Annotated in this window: 16 protein-coding genes; 9 read left to right on the forward strand and 7 right to left on the reverse strand. The window is 67.4% G+C overall.

Translation table 11 applies throughout. The annotated features are described in order from the left end of the window. Positions 1–73: 73 nt before the first annotated feature. Genes cofD through EV580_RS08190 form a run of 3 tightly spaced genes read left to right on the forward strand, consistent with a single transcriptional unit; the run spans position 74 to position 2,960 of the window. On the forward strand, positions 74–1,075 hold the full coding sequence (gene cofD, locus EV580_RS08180) for a 2-phospho-L-lactate transferase (RefSeq protein WP_133690531.1): 1,002 nt from the start codon (positions 74–76) through the stop codon (positions 1,073–1,075). Then, a complete protein-coding gene (locus EV580_RS08185) occupies positions 1,072–2,415 on the forward strand; it encodes a coenzyme F420-0:L-glutamate ligase (protein ID WP_133690532.1) in 1,344 nt (447 codons plus the stop codon). The genes cofD and EV580_RS08185 overlap by 4 nt, the downstream gene beginning before the upstream one ends. Next, on the forward strand, positions 2,412–2,960 hold the full coding sequence (locus tag EV580_RS08190) for an NUDIX hydrolase (protein WP_133690533.1): 549 nt from the start codon (positions 2,412–2,414) through the stop codon (positions 2,958–2,960). The genes EV580_RS08185 and EV580_RS08190 overlap by 4 nt, the downstream gene beginning before the upstream one ends. An 8-nt stretch (positions 2,961–2,968) precedes the next feature. Here the strand turns inward: EV580_RS08190 and EV580_RS08195 are convergent, their stop codons facing one another. The 4 genes from EV580_RS08195 to rfbD form a co-directional block, all read right to left on the reverse strand. Beyond that, on the reverse strand, positions 2,969–3,871 hold the full coding sequence (locus tag EV580_RS08195) for an endonuclease domain-containing protein (protein ID WP_133690534.1): 903 nt from the start codon (positions 3,869–3,871) through the stop codon (positions 2,969–2,971). 106 nt (positions 3,872–3,977) lie between these two features. Next, positions 3,978–5,063 (reverse strand): mannose-1-phosphate guanylyltransferase, encoded by a 1,086-nt coding sequence (manB, locus tag EV580_RS08200; RefSeq protein WP_133690535.1) that lies wholly within the window; start codon positions 5,061–5,063, stop codon positions 3,978–3,980. A gap of 8 nt (positions 5,064–5,071) precedes the next feature. After that, a complete protein-coding gene (locus EV580_RS08205; protein WP_286171496.1) occupies positions 5,072–5,947 on the reverse strand; it encodes a glycosyltransferase family 2 protein in 876 nt (291 codons plus the stop codon). Continuing rightward, positions 5,944–6,816 carry a dTDP-4-dehydrorhamnose reductase gene (rfbD, locus tag EV580_RS08210; protein ID WP_166654613.1) on the reverse strand — a complete coding sequence of 291 codons (873 nt, stop codon included), beginning with the start codon at positions 6,814–6,816 and terminating at the stop codon, positions 5,944–5,946. Before rfbD ends, EV580_RS08205 begins: the two co-directional genes overlap by 4 nt. A gap of 145 nt (positions 6,817–6,961) precedes the next feature. Here rfbD and EV580_RS08215 point away from each other — a divergent pair, with 145 nt between their 5' ends. The 6 genes from EV580_RS08215 (at position 6,962) to EV580_RS08240 (ending at position 12,431) form a co-directional block, all read left to right on the forward strand. Further along, positions 6,962–8,380: an LCP family protein gene (locus EV580_RS08215; RefSeq protein ID WP_255496918.1), complete on the forward strand. Its 1,419-nt coding sequence runs from the start codon at positions 6,962–6,964 to the stop codon at positions 8,378–8,380. Continuing rightward, on the forward strand, positions 8,380–9,093 hold the full coding sequence (locus tag EV580_RS08220) for a TIGR03089 family protein (RefSeq protein WP_133690536.1): 714 nt from the start codon (positions 8,380–8,382) through the stop codon (positions 9,091–9,093). Before EV580_RS08215 ends, EV580_RS08220 begins: the two co-directional genes overlap by 1 nt. Next, the gene (locus EV580_RS08225) at positions 9,090–10,067 is read left to right on the forward strand and encodes a cation transporter (RefSeq protein ID WP_133690537.1); all 978 of its coding nucleotides are present in this window, start codon (positions 9,090–9,092) and stop codon (positions 10,065–10,067) included. The genes EV580_RS08220 and EV580_RS08225 overlap by 4 nt, the downstream gene beginning before the upstream one ends. A 145-nt stretch (positions 10,068–10,212) precedes the next feature. Next, on the forward strand, positions 10,213–10,950 hold the full coding sequence (locus EV580_RS08230) for a hypothetical protein (protein ID WP_133690538.1): 738 nt from the start codon (positions 10,213–10,215) through the stop codon (positions 10,948–10,950). 10 nt (positions 10,951–10,960) lie between these two features. After that, positions 10,961–11,635, forward strand: a complete 675-nt coding sequence (locus tag EV580_RS08235) for a TetR/AcrR family transcriptional regulator (protein WP_133690539.1) — start codon at positions 10,961–10,963, stop codon at positions 11,633–11,635. Positions 11,636–11,645: 10 nt separating this feature from the next. Continuing rightward, a complete protein-coding gene (locus EV580_RS08240; RefSeq protein ID WP_133690540.1) occupies positions 11,646–12,431 on the forward strand; it encodes a biotin--[acetyl-CoA-carboxylase] ligase in 786 nt (261 codons plus the stop codon). A 1-nt stretch (position 12,432) separates the two neighbouring features. Here EV580_RS08240 and EV580_RS08245 read toward each other — a convergent pair whose 3' ends face one another. The 3 genes from EV580_RS08245 to EV580_RS08255 are packed head-to-tail and all read right to left on the reverse strand — an operon-like array spanning position 12,433 to position 15,343. Continuing rightward, positions 12,433–13,593, reverse strand: a complete 1,161-nt coding sequence (locus EV580_RS08245; RefSeq protein WP_133690541.1) for an acyl-CoA dehydrogenase — start codon at positions 13,591–13,593, stop codon at positions 12,433–12,435. A gap of 42 nt (positions 13,594–13,635) precedes the next feature. Continuing rightward, the gene (gene purE / locus EV580_RS08250; RefSeq protein WP_133690542.1) at positions 13,636–14,142 is read right to left on the reverse strand and encodes a 5-(carboxyamino)imidazole ribonucleotide mutase; all 507 of its coding nucleotides are present in this window, start codon (positions 14,140–14,142) and stop codon (positions 13,636–13,638) included. Next, positions 14,135–15,343: a 5-(carboxyamino)imidazole ribonucleotide synthase gene (locus EV580_RS08255; protein WP_133690543.1), complete on the reverse strand. Its 1,209-nt coding sequence runs from the start codon at positions 15,341–15,343 to the stop codon at positions 14,135–14,137. The genes purE and EV580_RS08255 overlap by 8 nt, the downstream gene beginning before the upstream one ends. Positions 15,344–15,354: the final 11 nt, after the last annotated feature.

Genomic DNA, 15,354 nt, shown 5'->3' on the forward strand with positions numbered 1-15,354 from the left:
GGCGTGTCTTGGGAGTGACGTGATTGTGACCGCGTGCGTCGCCGAAAAGGCCGACCGCCTAGTGTCGGTCGGTGTGAAGATCACCGTTCTGGTCGGCGGCGTCGGAGGTGCCCGATTCCTGCTGGGCGTGCAGCGACTGCTCGGGCTCGGCCAGTTCGCCGGCCAGATATCCGCAGCCACAAGCGATCTTGATCACGCGCTCACGGCCGTGGTCAACATCGGCGACGACGCGTGGATGCACGGCGTGCGCATTTGCCCCGACCTCGACACCTGTATGTACACCTTAGGTGGAGGGATCGATCCCGAACGCGGCTGGGGACATCGCAACGAGACATGGAATGCCAAAGAGGAATTGGCGGCATACGGCGTGCAACCGGATTGGTTCGGTTTGGGCGACCGCGATTTGGCCACGCATTTGGTGAGAAGTCAAATGCTGCGGGCGGGATATCCGCTTTCCCAGGTGACCGAGGCGCTGTGCGACCGTTGGACACCCGGCGCCACACTGCTACCGGCCAGCGACGACCGGTGCGAAACCCATGTCGTGATCGACGATCCGGACACCGGTGACCGCAAGGCCATTCACTTCCAGGAGTGGTGGGTGCGCTACCGGGCGCAGGTGACCACTCACAGTTTCGCGTTCGTCGGGTCCGAAACCGCCACTGCGGGGCCCGGAGTCGTCGACGCGATCACCGATGCCGATGTCGTCATGCTGGCCCCGTCGAACCCTGTCGTCAGCGTCGGGGCGATCCTGGCCATCCCCGGCGTCCGCGCCGCGCTGCGCTCGACGCCCGCCCCGGTGATCGGGTACTCCCCCATCATCGGCGGAAAGCCGTTGCGGGGCATGGCCGACGAATGCCTCTCGGTGATCGGCGTCGAATCCTCGTCACAAGCCGTCGCCCGGCACTACGGCGCACGCTCGTCGACGGGCATCCTGGACTACTGGCTGATCTCCGACGGCGACGAAGCCGACGTGCCCGGCGTGACGGTGAAAGCGATTCCTCTGCTGATGTCCGACCCGTCGGCCACCGCCGAAATGGTGCGCGCCGGGCTCGATCTGGCGGGCGTGACACTGTGACGTTGGAGCATGGCAGCGCGGCTCCCGTCGAAATCCTTCCGGTCCCCGGCCTTCCGGAGTTCCGCCCGGGCGACGATCTGGCCGCCGCGTTGGCCGCCGCCGCACCCTGGCTGCGCGACGGCGACATCGTCGTGGTCACCAGCAAGGTGATGTCCAAATGCGAGGGCCGCATCGTGGCGGCCCCGTCCGATCCCGATGAACGGGATGCGCTGCGCCGCACCCTCATCGACGCCGAGGCCGTACGGGTGCTGGCCCGCAAGGGCAAGACGCTGATCACCGCGAACCGCAACGGCATCGTTCAGGCCGCCGCCGGTGTCGACGGGTCCAATGTCGGCGCAACCGAATTGGCCCTGCTGCCCGTCGATCCCGACGCCAGCGCCGCGGCGCTGCGCACCTCGCTGCGTGAGCGGCTGGGGGTCGACGTCGCCGTGCTGGTCACCGACACGATGGGCCGCGCCTGGCGAAACGGCCAGACCGACGCCGCGATCGGCTCGTCCGGACTGCCGGTGCTGTACGGCTACGCCGGTGCGGTCGACCGGCACGGCAACGAACTGGTCGTCACCGAGGTGGCTGTCGCCGACGAAATCGCTGCCGCCGCCGACCTTGTCAAGGGCAAGCTGACCGCGGTGCCCATTGCGGTGGTACGCGGACTCGAACTCGACGACGACGGATCCACCGCGGCGCGACTGCTCCGCGGTGGCGAGGACGACTTGTTCTGGCTGGGCACCGCCGAATCGATCGAACTCGGCCGCCGCCAGGCCCAGCTGTTGCGCCGCTCGGTGCGGCAATTCACGGCCGAACCCGTCGAGCCCGGGCTCATCGAGGAGGCGGTCGCCGAGGCACTCACCGCGCCGGCCCCGCACCACACCAGACCGGTGCGGTTCGTCTGGTTGGCCGACCGCGACCGTCGCACCGCGTTATTGGATGCGATGAAGGAGGCCTGGCGCGCCGATCTGACCGCCGACGGCAAGCCGGCCGACGCGGTCGAGCGGCGCGTCGGGCGTGGCCAGATTCTTTATGAAGCACCGGAGGTCGTGATCCCCTTCCTGGTGCCCGAAGGCGCCCACAGCTACCCGGACGCCGCCCGCACCGAGGCCGAGCACACCATGTTCACCGTCGCGGTCGGTGCCGCGGTGCAGGCGCTGTTGGTGGCGCTCGCGGTTCGCGGGGTGGGCAGCTGCTGGATCGGTTCGACGATCTTCGCGGCCGACCTGGTCCGCGAAACCCTTGACCTGCCGCCGGATTGGGAGCCGCTCGGCGCCATTGCGATCGGCTATCCGGTCGACGAGCCCGCGCCGCGCGATCCGGCGCCCGTCGGAGATCTGCTGGTGCGGCGGTGACGTACTCGAGTGTGCGGGATTCGGCGATCGAGCTGCTGACGCAGTGGGACGCACCCGATGCCGGCCAGGACGCGTTGCGCCAAGCGGTCCTGGGATTTCTGTACGCACGCGAGGATGCCTGCGAGCGTGCCTGCGTCCCAGGCCATATCACCGCGTCGGCGCTGGTGGTCTCCGACTCGGGTAGCGATGTCCTGCTGACCCTGCATCCGCGGCTGGGCCGCTGGGTGCAACTCGGCGGGCATTGCGAGCCGGCCGACGCCGACATCGTCGGGGCCGCGATGCGGGAGGCCACCGAGGAGTCCGGCATCGCGAGCTTGACCATCGACGCCGCGCTGGGCGCCATTCACGTCCACGCGCTCACCTGCTCGCTCGGATTTCCGACCCGCCATCTGGATCTGCAGTTCATCGCCCGCGCACCCGCTGACGCCGTGATCGCAATCAGCGACGAATCACTGGATCTGCGGTGGTGGCCGATCGATTCCCTGCCCGAGGGCATCGATGACTCAGTGGCGCACCTGGTGGCCGTCGCCCGCACTCGTCGCTGAGTGGCCAGTTATGACACGGCTTTGAGCGGAAAGCGTGCTGAAAGTGGCCGCTCGATCGGGCAACCGGCCGCCGTCAGTGCGGCAACGATCCGGTCGATCACAACGCCGGGGGCATTTCGCAGTAGTTGGCTGTTGATCCGGATGATGCGCCAGCCACACGCCTCCAGATCGGCAAGGCGGTTGATATCGCGCGTTCGTTGTGCCGGGTCAGTCCAATGCTGGGCACCGTCGAATTCCACGCCAACGCGCCACTGCTGCCATCCCATATCGATGCGTGCGATCGGATGGTCGAACTCGTCGACCACCAGGATTTGCGTTGTCGGACTGGGTAATCCCGCGCGGATCAAGAGCAGCCGTGTGCGGGTCTCCTGCGGTGACTCCGCACCGCCGTCCACGAGATCGAGGACTTGACGCAGTTGCACGATCCCGCGCACGCCCGTGTGACGCTCGATCAATGAAGCCACCTCACCCTTTCGCAACCGCGTGGCGTTGCTGAGAGCGTCGAGAGCGATCACCGCCTTGTCGAGGTCCCCCCGACGACCGAGGTCGAACGCGGTGCGCGCCGGCGTCGTAACTGGTATTCCGTCGACGAGGCAGGTTTCATCAACATCGAGTTCGCCTCGGTGAATGAGGATGCCGGTGGTCGGTTTGCCGTTGCGACGAAACAATTCCGCGGGATGGCGGTCATCGATCCAGCGGCATCCCAAGAGGGCAGCCGCTGACAGTCCGGCGACCGCTGCTGTCTCTCCAGACCACAGCCACGCGGCCCTGGCCCGCAGGGCGGGAGTCACGATCACCCGACGCCCAACGTGGACGTCGCGGTACACGGCGCGATAGTCGCGGACCAGGGCCCGTCGAGAAATCACGCCTGCGGCCAGTGCCTGGGAGCCGCGAAACGGGCCATCCACCATGGCAAGACGGTGACATAGCGGTCCGACACCTTCGCCGAGTGGCCACTTATGACACGCAATCGCGCGAATTACGTACGCTAACTGGCCATTCGACGAGAGGGGCGCGCTAGATATCGGACGAGTAGCGAATTCCGCAGTCCGGGATCTCGACTCCCGGCCAGACCCGCGCACCGCGCAACAATTCGCACCGCGCCCCGACGTTGGCGCCGTCACCGATGATGGCGTCGCGCAGTAGCGCCCGCGGCCCGATCCGCGCGCCGGAACCGATGATCGAGCGTTCTACCACCGAGCCCGCTTCGATGCGCGCGCCGTCGAAGATGATCGCGCCGTCCAGGCGGACGCCCGGCCCGATCTCGGCGCCGCGTCCCACCACGGTTCCACCGACCATCACCGCACCGGGCGACACCGACGCGCCGTCGTGCACCAGGCTCTCGCCGCGCCGCCCGCCCAGCGCCGGCGACGGGGCAAGGCCACGAACCAGGTCTGCCGAGCCGCGGACGAAATCCTCGGGGGTGCCCATGTCGCGCCAATAGCTGGAATCGACGTAGCCGCACACCTTCACGCCGTCGGCCAGCAGTGCCGGGAACACCTCGCGTTCCACCGACACCTCGCGCCCGCGCGGGATCTGCTCGATGATCTCGCGCTTGAAAATGTAAGTGCCGGCGTTGATCTGATCGGTGGGCGGATCCTCGGTCTTCTCCAGGAACGCCTGCACCCGGCCGTCGGCATCGGTGGGCACGCAGCCGAACGCCCTGGGATCACTGACCCGCACCAGATGCAGGGTCAGGTCGGCCTGCGTCTCGTGGTGGCTGGCCAGCATCTGACGCAGGTCCATCCCGGACAGCACGTCACCGTTGAACACCATGACGGTGTCATTGCGCAGTTTCGGCACCACGTTGGCGATGCCGCCGCCGGTGCCCAGCGGATGTTCCTCGACGACGTATTCGATCTGCAGGCCGAGCTTGGACCCGTCGCCGAATTCGGATTCGAACGTCGCCGCCTTGAAGGAGGTGCCGAGGATGACGTGCTCGATCCCGGCCTCGGCAATGCGAGACAACAGGTGGGTCAGGAACGGCAGCCCCGCAGTCGGCAGCATCGGCTTGGCCGCCGATACGGTCAGCGGCCGCAGCCGGGTGCCTTTGCCGCCGACGAGCACGACCGCATCGACCTTCGAAGGATCAAGTTCACTCACGGGGCCCCCTACTTCCTCGCCAACTCCCGCCGGGACTTACGTACCGCCGCACGCGACCGAACCTTGAGCGCGCTCTTCATAGTCCATCGAAGGGGCGCCTGCCACCAGCCAAAATGGCGATCGGATAGATAAATGTAGGTGCTTTCGTGATGTGCCCGCAGGTTGCTGGCCGGATCACGGCCGGTCGAATGCCCCTTGTCGTGCAGGACCTCCGCCGACGGCACATAGACGTTGAGCCAGCCTGCCGCACCGATCCGGTCACCCAGATCCACGTCCTCCATATACATGAAGTAGCGCTCGTCGAATCCCCTGACCTGGTCGAACGCCGCACGCCGGATCAGCAGGCACGATCCCGACAGCCAGCCCACCGGCCGCTCGGTGGGCTCGAGGTACTCCTGCCGGTAGGCCCGCGTCCACGGGTTCGTCTTCCAGACGAAGCCGACGACGGCATGCATACCGCCGCGCACCAGGCTGGGCAGGTGCCGCGCCGACGGGTAGACCGCACCGTCCGGGTCGCGGACCAGCGGCCCCAGCGTCCCGGCGCGCGGCCAGCGTTCGGCGGCGGCCAGTAGCTCGTCGATGCTGTTGGGTCCCCACACCACGTCGGGGTTGGCCACGATCACGAACTCGTCGTCGGGCGGGGCGGTGGCGACACCGCGATTGGCGGCGCTGCCATAGCCGAGGTTGCCGCCGGTGCGGAGCAGCCGGGTTCCCGGGTAGCGCTCGACCGCCTCCTCCGGCGCTCCGTCGGTGGAGCCGTTGTCGGCGAGCACCACCGTCACCGGGCGGTCGGTGGCCACCGTCAACGACGAGAGGAAGCGATCCAGATGTGAGCCCGGGGAGTACGTCACCGTCACCACGGTCAGGGGGCGGCTCGACGTCACGGCGTAGAGGGTAACTGTCCGGCGTCGAGGGGTTGGACAAGCGCCTCGGCCAACGCCGCGCGCCACGGCCGCAGCGGGTTCAACCCGGCCTCCACCGACATGGCCGTGGAGAGTGCCGAATACGCGGGGCGGGGCGCTTTCCGGGCAGGCGCCCTCACCGGCCGCACCCGCCCAGGGTCGGCACCCAATTCCTCGAACACCGCCCGCGCCTGGTCGTACCGCGTGCAGGCGCCCTCGTTGGCGACGTGCAGGAGGGGCTCCCGAATAGCGCCGTCACCGATGGCGAACAGCGCGTCGACAAGATCCTTGACGTAGGTGGGCGAGCCGGTCTGATCGTCGACGGCCTCGACGGTGCGGTCGGTGGCGGCCAGCCTGCGCAGGCCCGCGACGACGTCGTTGCCGTCGGCGCCGGTGTACACCCACGAGGTGCGCACGATGTGCGCGTCGGGCATCGCCGCCAGCACGGCCAGCTCGGCGGCGAGCTTTGTCCGTCCGTAGACACTCAACGGGGCGGCGGCGTCGCCGACCTCGTAGGGATGCCGCTGCCGCCCGTCGAAGACGTAGTCGGTGGAGAGGTGGATCAGCTGCGCACCGGCCCTGGCGCAGGCGTGCGCGATGTTCTCGGGCCCGACGGTGTTGACGGCGTGGGCGGTATCGGGATCAGCCTCGGCGGTGTCGACGTTCGCGATCGCCGCGCAGTTGACCACCAGGTCCCCTTCGGCGACGAACCGCTCGGCCGCGGCCGGGTCGGCAATGTCCCACTGCTGGTGTGTCAGCGCGCTGACCTCACGGCCCCGGCGGGCAGCCTCACCTGCAAGAAAGCGCCCAACCTGGCCTCCGGCACCCGTGATCACAACCCTCGCCGCCACGATTACGAGTCTGGCACGCCGGTTTGCGCTACCCGGCTTGCGCCCATCTCGCCAGTAGCCTGGGCTGATGCCTGCTGACACCGAAGCACTGACGGGCGCCCGGCGGGTGGCTCGCACCGTGCTCGCGTTGATCGCGGTGGCGATCATGGTCGGCACCGGTCTCGCGTGGGGCCAGATCCGCTCCTTCGAGAACGGCATCTTCCACATGAGCACCGCGGCGCTCGGCGGTGGCGGGCAGGACGGCGCGATCGACATCCTGCTGGTCGGCATGGACAGCCGCACCGACGCCCACGGCAACCCACTGTCCGAGGACGAGCTGGCGGCCCTGCACGCCGGCGACGACGTGTCGACGAACACCGACACGATCATCCTGGTCCGCATCCCCAACAACGGGAAGTCGGCGACGGCGATCTCGATCCCCCGCGACTCCTACGTCAAGGCCCCCGGGCTGGACAAGACGAAGATCAACGGCGTCTACGGCCAGGTGAAGCTGGACAAGATGAAGCAGCTGGTCGAGCAGCAGGGTATGGACCCCGCCGAGGCCGAACCCAAGGCCGTCGAGGCGGGCCGTGAGGCGCTCATCAAAACCGTCGCCGATCTGACCGGCGTCACGGTCGACCACTACGCCGAGATCGGCCTGCTCGGCTTCTCGCTGATCACCGACGCGCTGGGCGGCGTCGACGTCTGCCTCAAAGACGCTGTCTACGAACCGCTTTCCGGTGCCGACTTCCCGGCCGGCTGGCAGAAGCTGAACGGGCCGCAGGCCCTGAGCTTCGTTCGTCAGCGGCACGACCTGCCGCGCGGCGACCTGGACCGGGTGGTGCGTCAGCAGGTGGTGATGGCTTCCCTTGCCCACCAAGTGATTTCAGGCAAGACACTGACCAGCCCATCGACGCTGGGCAAACTGCAGGACGCGATCCAGCGCTCCGTGGTGCTCTCGTCGGGCTGGGACATCATGGATTTCATCAAGCAGCTCGAGCACCTCGCGGGCGGCAACGTGGCGTTCGCGACCATCCCGGTGCTCGACGAGGCCGGCTGGAGCGACGACGGTATGCAGTCCGTGGTCCGGGTCGATCCGTCTCAGGTTCAGGAGTGGGTGGCCAGCCTGCTGCACGACCAGGCCGAGGGCAAGACCGAGAAGATCGCCTACACGCCGGAGCAGACGAAGGCCGACGTCATCAACGACACCGATATCAACGGACTGGCCAGCGCGGTATCGGATGTCCTGAGCACCAAGGGCTTTGGCGCGGGTGACGTCGGTAACAACGAGAAGGACCACGTCATCCGCAGCCAGGTGCAGGCCGCCAAGGACGACGACCTGGGCGCCCAGGCCGTCGCCAAAGAACTCGGCGGGCTACCGGTGGTGGCCACCGAGGGCATTCCGGCCGGAACCGTGCGGGTGGTGCTGTCCAGCGATTACACCGGTCCGGGTTCAGGCCTGGAAGGTTCGCTGCCGTCCTCGGCGACGGTGAGCGAGGCCGCCGGCCAGGCCGGTGACGGCACGGCTCCCCCGCCCTCGCCGATCATCACCGCGGGGTCGGATGACCCCAAGTGCGTCAACTGATGGTCAATCTGACTGCGGCGCTTCTCGATCCGCTGCTGGCGGCAAACCCGATGGGTCCGCGGATCACCTACTACGACGACGCGACAGGTGAACGCATCGAGCTGTCGACGGTGACGCTGGCCAACTGGGCGGCCAAGACCGCCAACCTCTTACGCGACGAACTCGGCGCCGGACCGGGCAGCCGGGTCGCCGTCCTGCTGCCCGCGCACTGGCAGACGGCGGCGGTCCTGCTGGGTGTGTGGTGGATCGGGGCTGAGGTGGTGCTGTCCGGCCCCGCGGATCTCGCGTTGTGCACGTCCGAGCGACTGGATGAGGCCGACGATGCGGTGGCCGGCGGGGAAGTGGCCGTGTTGTCACTGGACCCGTTCGGCAAGCCCGCGCCCGACCTTCCGATCGGCGTCACCGATTACGCGACCGCGGTCCGGGTGCATGGCGACCAGTACGCCGCCGAGCCGCGACCGGGACCGGCGCTCCAGGGCCGCTCGACCGACGAAGTGCTCACCGCCGCTTCGGAATCCGCGGCAGCGGGCGGACTGACTTCCGCCGACCGGGTGATGTCGTCGTTGTCGTGGTCCACGCCGGACGACGTGGTGGCCAACCTGCTGGGTGTTTTCGCCGTGGGTGCCTCGCTGGTGCAGGTGGCCAATCCCGACCCGGCGGCATTGGAACGGCGCCGCACCACGGAGAAGGTCACCCGGGATCTGATCGGATGACTGACGCCGCAGAGTCGATGGTTCTTCGGGCCGAGCGGCGCAGTCTGCACGTCTACATGTTCACGATGCTGGGCTTGGCCGTCGTCGGCTTCGCCGTGTACGCCATCACCAGAGTGTCGGCCACCCAGCTCGACGGCGTCATCTCACTGATCAACGCCGCCGCGGCATTCATCGCCGCCCGGCTTGCGGTCACTTCGTCCCGGCCGCCGGACGCCGAAAGCCCCTACGGGCGACTGGCTTTGGAGAACCTCTACGCCCTGTTCCGGTCGTTGATGATCCTCGGCGTGGTGATCGTGGGCGTGGTGACCAACACGGTCAAGGTGATCGAATATCTGGTCACCCGCCAGGGCACCGAGCCCGAATTCGGTCTTGCGGCCGTCTATACCGCCGGTTGCGTGCTCATCTGTTTCGCCCTGAAGTGGAACCACGAACGCAACAACCGCTCGGTGAACGGAGCGTCGGCTCTACTTCGGGTCGAGGCGACGGCCGCAAAGATGGAGGCCTTCATCAGCGGCGGTATCTGCACCTCGCTGGTGCTCGTCGCGGTGCTCCCGGACGGCACGTTCCTCACGTCGTCGACGTTCAACATCAAAGACATCGCCGACAGCATCATCGTGCTGATCCTGTGTGTGCTGCTCGTGGGTCAGCCCGTCCGACAGATCCGCCTGGAGATCGGTCGGCTGTCCGGCCGCCGCGCGGATCCCGCTCTCGATGAAGCGGTGCGGGCCGCGATCGCCGCGGTGTCCGCCGAGCACTCCGACGAGCTCGACCACGAGCTGACCCTTGTCGACGCGCTGGCGATCAGCAGGGGCAAGACCACCGAAGTGGACCTGCGAGTGTCCTACACCGGCGTGATGTCGGTCGACGAGCAGGACGAACTGCGGGCCCGCACCTTCGAAGAACTCCGCAATCGCATCGGGCCGATCCGGCTGACCCTGGTATTCAGTGCTCTGCCGATTCACGCAGCTCTCTAGCTAGCGTCGCTCGCGCGTTAATTTCCCCTCCCCGCCTTGGCTATTCGCACCCAGGCGCGGCAAGTCCTATTTCTGAGATAATTCATCTATAAATAGTGCCACTCATTATGCTGACTACGCGACCCCTCAGACCAAGGAGCAACCGATGTCAGCAACAACGCCGCGCCACCCGGACTCGCCCACCGAGATGCGAGTCCAACGAGTGCTCATCTGGTCCGGCGTGGGCATGATCGTGGTGTGGCTCGCGGCGTTCGTCTTCGTCGCCGGCTTCATTCCGCCGTCGCCGCCGAGTAGCACGTCCGACGCGATTGTGAGGCTGTACGACAGCAACACCGTGGGCATCAAACTCGGAATGGTCATCGCAATGTTTGGCTCAGCACTCTTGGTGCCGTTCGGAGTTGCGGTGTCGGGTCAGCTCAAACGTATCGACGGAGCGCGTGCCTTGGCTGACGTCCAGATGGTGTCGTGCGCACTGCTGTCGCTGGAATTCATCACTCCGATCGGCGTGTGGATGGCGACTAGTTTCCGCGTCGGAGGCCGCTCCGCGGAGGTGACCGAGGCGATGCACGATCTGGGCTGGATCCTGTTCATGACTGTGATCTGGTCGCTGTTCGTCCAGCTAATCGCTATCGGCGCAGCCATTCTCATCGACCGAAGCGCGGCGCCGGTCTTGCCGCGCTGGCTGGGCTACCTCAACTTCTGGGTGGCGCTGTTGATCATCCCGGCGGGCACGGTGCTGTTCTTCAAGAGCGGCCCGCTGGCCTGGAACGGGGTGGTCGGCATCTATATCCCGATCGCTGTCTTCGCTATCTGGTTCGCCTCGATGACGACCGTGATCCACAAGAAACTCACCAGTCAAATCGCCGAAGCCGAGGCAGGCTAGGCTCCATGACGTGATCGGCAGCGAGCCCGTCGGCAAGCGCCGAAACGTTCGGCGTCCGCCAGACGAAGTTCGCGCTCTCGCCCTCAAGGCCGCGCACAGGTTGTTCTCGGCGCAGGGATATCACGCCACGACTACCCGTCAGATTGCCGACGAAGCCGGTGTCGGCGAGTCGGTGATATTCCGGCACTTCGGTTCCAAGGCCGAACTGTTCGAAACCACGATCCTCACCCCGTTCGGAGAGTTCGTCGACGGATGGGTGACAACCTGGGATGCCCGCACGACAGCGACCGCGGATCTCGTGCACATCACGGAAACGTTCGTGAAGGGCTTTTTCAACCTCGCCGATGAGCATCAAGAACTTCTGCGCACACTCGTAGCAGCTCGCATCGACCGCAGCGACCCAGGGCTGACCGAAGTCGCCGCGCGAGTCGGCGGAAAGCTGGCCGGCCACCTCGGACTGGTCCGGAGATCGCTTCTGGAACATGGCGAAGCGCGGCACTTCCGCAACCTCGACGCACCGGTGAGCGTCGCCATGGCAGTCGGGTCGGTGCTGTCCCTGGTGCTGATCGACGACTGGCTCTTCGCTCCTGACCAACGTAGACCGGGTAAGACAAGGCAGATCAGGGAAGCCACGCAAATGCTGCTCTACGGAGTCACCGGTTCAGCCGCACCCCGATCGCATTAGGCTGCCTGAGGTGAGCCGCACCCCATTGGATGTCGTGTCGCTGTCCGAACTTCCAGTGCGCCGCCTGGACGTCGTGGAGACGACCGGCTCGACGAACGCCGATCTGCTCGCCCGGCACACCGCAGGCGAGGACATCCGCGGTGCGGTGCTGCTCGCCGAGCATCAGAGCGCCGGGCGCGGGCGCAACGGGCGCAGCTGGTCGGCGCCGCCACGCTCCCAGATCGCGCTGTCGATCGGGGTGGACGCCAGCGGCGTCGCGCCGGAGGGCTGGGGCTGGCTGCCGCTGCTGACCGGCGTCGCCCTCGTCGACGCCGTGCGGGCCACCACGGGCATCGAAGCCGGCGTGAAGTGGCCCAACGACATCCTGGTGGGCACCGGCAAGCTCGCAGGCATCCTGGCCGAGGTCGCCGCCCCCGACCCGGTGATCGTGGTGGGCCTGGGCCTCAACGTGACCCTGACTCCCGAGGAGGCGCCCGACCCCAGGGCCACCTCGCTGCAGATGCTGGGTGCCGAGATGCTCGACCGCGACGTCCTGACCGCGGCGATCCTGAGCGAACTGGGCTCCCGCATCGAAAAGTGGCAGGCCGCACAGGGACCCGACGCAGCGCTCGTCGAGGACTATCGGCGCCGCAGCAGCACCCTGGGCAGCCAGGTGCGCGCCATCATGCCCGGCGACCGTGAAATCATCGGCGTCGCAGTCGATATCGACAGCATGGGCCGGCTCAGCATCGACACCGGCAGCGAGGTCGCGACGGTCTCGGCGGGCGACATCACCCACCTGAGACCGGCCGACTAGATCAGCGCAGCAGCGCGCGGGACATCACGACCCGCTGAATCTGGTTGGTGCCCTCGTAGATCTGAGTGATCTTGGCGTCACGCATCATTCGCTCGACCGGGAAGTCCACGGTGTAGCCCGCCCCGCCGAACAACTGCACGGCATCGGTGGTCACCTCCATGGCGACATCGGAGGCGAAGCACTTCGAGGCCGCCGAGATGAACCCGAGGTTGGGCTCACCGCGCTCGGCACGCGCGGCGGCCGAGTACACCATCAGCCGGGCTGCCTCGACCTTCATCGCCATGTCCGCGAGCATGAACTGCACACCCTGGAAATCGGAGATCGACGTGCCGAACTGCTTGCGGTCCTTGGTATATGCGATCGCCGCGTCCAGGGCGCCCTGCGCGATTCCGACGGCTTGCGCGCCGATGGTCGGGCGGGTGTGATCCAGAGTCGCCAGCGCTGTCTTGAACCCGGTGCCCGGGTCGCCGACCATCCGGTCACCCGGGACACGGCAGTTCTCGAAGTACAGCTCGGTGGTCGGCGAGCCCTTGATGCCGAGCTTGCGCTCCTTGGGCCCGATCGTGAAACCCTCGTCGTCGATGTGGACCATGAACGCCGAAATACCGTTGGCGCCCTTGTCCGGATCGGTCACCGCCATCACCGTGTACCAGGATGACTTGCCGCCGTTGGTGATCCATGCCTTGGCGCCGTTGAGGATCCAGTCGTCTCCGTCGGCCTTGGCACGGGTGCGCATCGACGCCGCATCGCTGCCGGCTTCCCGCTCGGACAGCGCGTAGGACGCCATCGCCTCACCCGAGGCGATCGAGGGCAGCACCTTCTTCTTCAGCTCGTCCGAACCGCGCAGGATCAGGCCCATCGTGCCCAGCTTGTTGACGGCGGGGATCAGCGAGGCCGACGCGTCGACCCGGGCGACCTCCTCGATGACGATGCACGCCGCCACCGAATCGGCGCCCTGGCCGCCGTACTCCTCGGGGACGTGAACCGCATTGAAGCCCGAGGCGTTCAGCGCATCCAGCGCCTCCTGCGGAAAGCGCGAGTTCTCGTCGCAGTCGGCCGCGTACGGCGCGATCTCTTTCTCGGCCAATGCCCGAATCGCCGCCCGCAGCTCGTCATGCTCCTCAGGCAGCTTGAACACGTCGAAATCCGGATTTCCCGCCATCACACTCTCCTTGCTACTCGCCGGTAACTTTAACTCGGGACCTCACTCACCGAGTAATCGCTCCCGCAGTGCCCGGTCCTTTTCCAGGACCAGGGCTTCCAGGTCGTCCTGAAATGCCTCCATGCGCTTACGCAGCGCCCCGTCCGATGCAGCGAGGATGCGGACGGCCAGCAGCCCGGCATTGCGCGCCCCGCCGATCGACACCGTGGCCACCGGCACACCGGCGGGCATCTGCACGATCGACAGCAGCGAGTCCATTCCGTCGAGCTTGGCCAGCGGCACCGGCACCCCGATCACCGGCAGCGGGGTGGCCGAAGCCACCATCCCCGGCAGATGGGCCGCCCCGCCTGCACCCGCGATGATCACCTTGAGATCGCGGGCGGCCGCACCGCGCGCGTAGTCGAGCATCCGGCCCGGCGTGCGATGCGCCGAGACGACGCCCACCTCGAAGGGCACCTCGAATTCGGCCAGCGCCTCGGCCGCGGCTTCCATCACCGGCCAGTCGCTGTCCGAACCCATGATCAAGCCGACTACCGGCGCGTTAGGCATGCCCGTCCCATCCATCCGTCCACTCTGCGTGAGACAACCAGTGTGCCGCTCGTTCGGCCCGTTCACGCACCTGATTCACGTCACAATCTGCCGTCCCGACGACGTTGACGTGGCCCACCTTGCGGCCCGGGCGTTCCGCCTTGCCGTACAGGTGCACCTTCGCCTCCGGAATCCGGCCGAACAGGTGGTGCAGCCGCTCGTCGACACCCATCTCGGGGGCCTGCGGCGCCCCCAGCACGTTGGCCATCACCGTCACCGGTGCCAGCGGGCGGGTGTCACCGAGCGGATAGTCCAGAACGGCCCGCACATGCTGCTCGAATTGGCTGGTCACGGCGCCGTCCATGGTCCAGTGCCCGGAGTTGTGCGGCCGCATCGCCAGCTCGTTGACCAGCAGAGTGCCCTCGGTGGTCTCGAACAGCTCGACCGCCAGCACCCCGACGACGCCCAGTTCGGCGGCCAGCCGCAGCCCCAGCTGCTCGGCCTCGGCGGCCAGGGCATCGGACAGCCCGGGAGCGGGCGCAAGGACCGTCACGCAGATGCCGTCGCGCTGCACGGTTTCCACGATCGGCCAGGCGGCGCCCTGGCCGAACGGTGAGCGGGCCACCAGCGCCGACAGCTCGCGACGCATCGACACCCGCTCCTCGAGCATCACCGGCACGTTGTCGGCCAGATAGCCGGCGACGGCTTCGCGGGCGTGCGCCAGGTCAGTGGTGAGCACCACACCGCGGCCGTCGTATCCGCCGCGGACGGTCTTGATCACCACCGGCCCGCCGATCTCGGCGGCGAACGCGTCGACGTCATCGACCTGGTTTACCGCGGTAAAGCGCGGGATCGGCGCGCCCAGCGCGGCCAGCTTGCGCCGCATTACCAGCTTGTCCTGGGCGTGCACCAGGGCTTCTGGCGGCGGCGCCACCGTGACCCCCTCGGCGACCAGGGTGTCGAGCATCTCGGTCGGCACATGCTCGTGGTCAAAGGTCAGCGCGGTGGCTCCCGCAGCGGCCCGGCGCAGCGCATCGAGGTCGGTGTGGGCACCGATCACCACGTCAGGGGACACCTGAGCGGCGGGATCGTCAGGGCTGACGGCCAGCACCCGAAGGCTCTGACCGAGGGCGATCGCGGCCTGGTGGGTCATCCGGGCCAGCTGCCCGCCGCCGACCATGGCGACGATGGGAGGTCTGGGGCTGTTCGACACGGCCATCATGGTGTCAGACC

Origin of the sequence: Mycobacterium sp. BK086 (assembly GCA_004362315.1) — a bacterium.
Taxonomy (GTDB): domain Bacteria; phylum Actinomycetota; class Actinomycetes; order Mycobacteriales; family Mycobacteriaceae; genus Mycobacterium.